This window comes from Streptomyces sp. SID1328 (assembly GCF_009865595.1).
Lineage (GTDB): Bacteria > Actinomycetota > Actinomycetes > Streptomycetales > Streptomycetaceae > Streptomyces > Streptomyces griseoluteus.
Map to the genome: position 1 here is coordinate 1 of NZ_WWKH01001057.1, position 4,794 is coordinate 4,794.

General features: G+C 73.6%; 4 protein-coding genes. 3 read left to right on the top strand and 1 reads right to left on the bottom strand.

The window, feature by feature from the left end; genetic code table 11:
- Positions 1-202: 202 nt before the first annotated feature.
- Positions 203-1,864 (bottom strand): alpha/beta hydrolase, encoded by a 1,662-nt coding sequence (locus GT030_RS34085; RefSeq protein WP_161204369.1) that lies wholly within the window; start codon positions 1,862-1,864, stop codon positions 203-205.
- 334 nt (positions 1,865-2,198) lie between these two features.
- Between GT030_RS34085 and GT030_RS34090 the strand changes: the two genes are divergently transcribed.
- The 3 genes from GT030_RS34090 to GT030_RS34100 form a co-directional block, all read left to right on the top strand.
- Positions 2,199-2,933, top strand: a complete 735-nt coding sequence (locus GT030_RS34090; protein WP_161204370.1) for a chaplin — start codon at positions 2,199-2,201, stop codon at positions 2,931-2,933.
- A gap of 170 nt (positions 2,934-3,103) precedes the next feature.
- Positions 3,104-3,958, top strand: a complete 855-nt coding sequence (locus GT030_RS34095; protein WP_161204371.1) for a GNAT family N-acetyltransferase — start codon at positions 3,104-3,106, stop codon at positions 3,956-3,958.
- A gap of 62 nt (positions 3,959-4,020) precedes the next feature.
- Positions 4,021-4,794: GNAT family N-acetyltransferase (locus tag GT030_RS34100; RefSeq protein WP_161204372.1), on the top strand; the 774-nt coding region annotated here is incomplete at its 3' end.

Sequence of the window (4,794 nt, forward strand, 5' to 3'; positions counted from 1 at the left end):
GCCGCCTGGCCGGGCGCGGCGGCCAGCAGCAGCGCGGCGGAGGCGGCGAGGACGGGCACGGTGTGGACGGTACGGATACGCATGAAGGGGTCCCCCTGTCACGATCGGGTCCGGTCGGCGGGCTGGGGCCGCGCCTACCCAGTGTGACGCCGGACATGACCCCGCAGTTGCGGCGTCACCCTGCGTTCAGCTGTCCCGGAACTCACGGGTCCGTCGACAAGGTCGAGCTCCACGCCTTCCCGTCGGCCGGGCACGAACTGCGGTCGGGCGGCAGCGTGCCGTACATCAGGAAGTCGTCGACCTTGCGGTGCACGCACTTGGACGAGGCGTAGCCGGTGTGCCCGTCGCCCTTGTTGTCGAGCACTACCGCCGAAGACCCCAGCCGCCGTGCCGTCTCCTCGGCCCAGCGGTACGGGGTCGCCGGGTCGCCGCGCGTGCCGACGAGCAGCATCCGCGAGGACGGCACGTCCTTCACCGAGTCCCTGATGTAGTCGGTGCCCTTCGGGCGGCCGTAGCACATCAGCAACTGGGTGAGCCGGTAGCGGCCGAAGACCGGGGACGCGGCGTCGTAGGAGGCGCGCAGGTCGGTGAGGTCCTTGGTGAGGCGGGCGGCGGTCGGCCGGTCCGGGTCGTCGGCGCAGTTGACCGCCATCAGCGCGGCCGTGAGGTTGTCGATCGGCACCTGCCCCGGATCGGTCAGGCCGCCGTGGTTCTCCCCGGCTCCGGAGGCGTTCGCCCGAATCGGCAGCCCGAAGCCGCCCGAGGCGAAGCTGAGCACCCGGCGCGCGTCCCCGTCCTCCACCAGCGTGGCGAGCGCCCGCTCCAGCGACGGCCACAGCTCCTTGCTGTACAGGCCCTGCCCGATGGCGCCCACCAGGTCCTGCCCGGAGAAGGTGCCGCCGAAGTCGGTCGGTACGGGGTTCGCGTCCAGCGAGCGCACGAGCTGGACGACCTGGTCGTCCGCCGCCCGCCGGTCCTGGCCGAACGGACAGCCCACGTCCGTCACGCACCAGTCCAGGAAACCCTCCAGCGCCGTCTGCTGCCCCTGGGCGCCCGCCACCCCTTGCTCGGACAGGGGTTCGGTCAGCGTGTCGACTCCGTCCAGGACCATCCTGCCGACCTTGTGCGGGAACTGCGCCGCGTACACCGCGCCGAGCCGGGTGCCGTAGGAGAAGCCCAGGTAGTCCAGCTTCTTCTGGCCGAGGGCCTGGCGGATGACGTCCATGTCGCGGGCCGCGTTCACGGTGCCTATGTGCCCCAGCACCGGCCCGGAGTGCTTGGCGCACAGTTCCGCGGACTGCCGGAGCAAGGTCATGAGCCGCTGCGGACTGCTGACGTCGACACCGGCGTCCGAACCGGAGGAGTCCGACGAGTCCGACGGGGGTTCCTCGCCGACGCCGCAGCTGACGGGGGAGGAGCGGCCGACCCCGCGCGGGTCGAAGGAGACCACGTCGGAGCCGTTGGTGAGGTCCATGAACTCCTTGCCGCCGGCCGCGAGCTGGTTCACGCCCGCGGCGCCGGGTCCGCCGAAGTTCAGGAGCACCGCGCGATGTCCGGAGCCGGTCGCGCGGTAGCGGGCCAGCGCCAGATCGAGCGTGCCCGCCCCGGGGTGCGCGTAGTCCAGCGGGACGGTCACCTTGCCGCACTGGAGATCCCTCGGCATGTCCGGGCCCGCGCAGCGGCCCCAGGCGACCTTCTGTTCGTAGAAGCGGGCCATGCCGGGCCGGTCGGCCTGGCCGGACCGGGACTCGGCGGCCACCGCCGCGGGCAGACTAGCGCCGACCAGCGCCAGGGCGAGCACACCCGCACCCGCGCCGCGCCGTACCGCGGACCGTCTGGACTGCTGCTTCACCTTGGCCGGCATCGTTCGCCTCCCAGGGCGCCACCGCCCTGAACAGGGGCGGCACCGTCCTCACCATAAGCGGGCCCCGCACCGGTCGCCTCCCGGCCGTCCGGGCGTCACCTCCGGTCCGGCGCCGCCGGTGCCGCCTCCTCCGGCCGGGTGAACGGTCCACCTATCCGCGTGGCCGGCGTGACCACGGTTTGACGGGTGTTTCGAACGACCGTGCCGCCCGAACGGGTGAAAGCCGCACAGGCCATAACCCGGACGGTCCGTACGCGTTCTATGTGGTGCGGGTGGCTGCCCGCTACGACTTCTGGAAGGCAGGGAACCTATGAAACGGGCTACCCGAAACGGTGTGATCGGCGTCGCCGCCGCCTCCGGTGCGATGGCCATGGCCATGCCCGTCTCCGCCGCGTTCGCGGCTGGTGGTGCCACCGCCGACGGCGCCGCTGTCGGCTCGCCCGGTGTGCTCTCCGGCAACACCGTCCAGGCCCCGGTCAGCGTCCCGCTGAACGTGTGCGGCAACAGTGTCGACGTGGTCGGGCTCCTCAACCCGGCCTTCGGCAACTCCTGCGCGAACACCGGCTCCGACAGCGGCGGCGTGGTGAGCAACGGCGGCTCCGGCAGCAAGGCCGGGGGCAGCAGTACCGGTGGCAGCAGGGCCGGCAACGTGGGGGGTGGCGGCGCCACGGCGCACAGTGTCACCCAGGGCTCGCCCGGCGTGCTCTCCGGCAACGGCATCCAGTTGCCGGTCGACATCCCGGTGAACGCCTGCGGCAACAGCGTGGACGTCGTCGGCGCCCTCAACCCGGCCTTCGGCAACCACTGCGAGAACCACTCCGAGGCGCCGGCCCCGCCGCCCGTGGCGCCGCCCAAGCACCAGCCCCCCGCCCCGCCGAGGCACCAGCCTCCGGCGCCGCCGAAGACCGTGGCACCGCCGAGGACCGTGGTGCCGCCCACCCACGAGACGCCGCCCAGCCTGGCGCACACCGGAGCGGACTTCGCCGCCCCGGCACTGGCCGGCAGCGCGGCCTTCCTGGTGGCGGGCGCGGCCCTGTACCGGCGCTACCGCCCGGGCAGCACGGTCTGATCCCGCTCCACCGCACGGCCCCACCGAGCCAGCACCACTCGGTGGGGCCTTTGTAGTGCCTGCGCCTGGTACGGGCGGGCCCCGCGCGGTCCCGGCGTGACGCGGGGCCGCCCGATCGGGAAGGATGCGGCGCGAGCGACCCCCCGACACCCCGGAAACGGAGCGCAGCGATGACGTCACCGGCCCCCCAGGAGTTCACCGTCACGCAGGCCACCCTGGACGACTGGCCGGTGATCAGCGGCTGGGCGGCGGCCGAAGGCTGGAATCCGGGACTCTCCGACGGCCCCGCCTTCTTCGCCCAGGACCCCGAGGGCTTCTTCCTCGGCCGTATCGACGGCGAGCCGGTGTCCGCGATCTCCGTCGTCAACTACGGCACGGAGTACGCCTTCCTCGGCTGCTACCTCGTCCGCCCCGACCTGCGCGGCCACGGCTACGGCCTCACCACCTGGAAGACCGGGCTCGCCCACGCGGGCGAGCGCACCGTCGGCCTGGACGGCGTCGTCGACCAGCAGGACAACTACCGGCGCTCCGGCTTCGAACTCGCCCACCGCACCGCCCGCTACACCGGCCCCGCCCCGGCGGCCGAGCCGCCCACCGGAGTCCGCCACGCCCAGCCCGGCGACCTCGACGCCATCACCCGCTACGACAGCGCGTGCACCCCGGCCGACCGCCCCCGCTTCCTCGCCGAGTGGCTCACCGCCCCCGGCCACCACACCTACGTACGCCATGACGGCGAGCACCTCACCGGCTACGGCGTGATCCGCCCCGGCGCGGACAGCCTGCGCATCGGCCCCCTCTTCGCCGACACCCCCGAGGACGCGCGCGCCCTGTTCGCCGCCCTCACCGCCGACCACACCGGCCGGCAGATCGCCATCGACGTACCCGAGCCGAACAAGGCGGGCGTCGAGATGGCCCTCGCGGCGGGGCTCACCCCCTCCTTCGAGACCGCCCGTATGTACACCGGCCCGGTCCGCGAGCACGCCACCGAGCGGATTTTCGGCATCGCCACGCTCGAACTCGGCTGATCGCGGGGCTGGTTCGGGGTAATTCCGTTGCCCGGTCCCGGCCCGGATGCTGGAGTGACCGCATGGACCACGCCGCGGTACTCGCCCGCTACGACCTCGAGATGCGGCGGAGCGCCCGCCCCGACGCGCCCGGCGCCCGGATCGAGCGGGCGGGTGCCGTGGTGCGCCAGGTCGCGGGCGAGCGGGGCTGGAACGGCGTCGTCTGGTCCGGCCTCGACGCGGCCGGAGCCGATCGCGCGATCGCGGAGCAGATCACGTACTTCACGGACCTGGGCCGGGACTTCGAGTGGAAGCTCTACGGCCACGACGGGCCGGAGGATCTGGGCGAGCGCCTGACCGCGGCGGGGTTCCGGGCGGAGGAGCCCGAGACGCTGATGGCCGGCGAGATCGCTGACCTCACCCTGGAGGAACGGCTCCCGGACGGCGTCCGCCTGGTCCGGGCCGCCGGCGTGGCCGGCGTCGACCTCGTGGTGGCGGTGCACGAGAGGGTGTTCGGCACCGACGGGACCGCCCTGCGCGACCATCTGCTGGCCCGGCTCGCGGCCGACCCGGGTACGGTCCTCGCCGTGGTCGCGCTCGCGGGGAACGAGCTGGTGGCCTCCGCCCGGCTGGAGCTGGTGCCGGGCGGAGACTTCGCCGGGCTCTGGGGCGGCGGCACCGTCGCGGAGTGGCGGGGCCGGGGCCTGTACCGCGCCCTGGTCGCCCACCGCACCCGCGTCGCCGCCGCCCACGGCTGCCGTCATGTCCAGGTGGACGCCTCCGCCATGAGCCGCCCCGTCCTGGAGCGCCTCGGGCTGTACGCCCTGACCTCCACGACGCCTTATCTGTACAAGAGG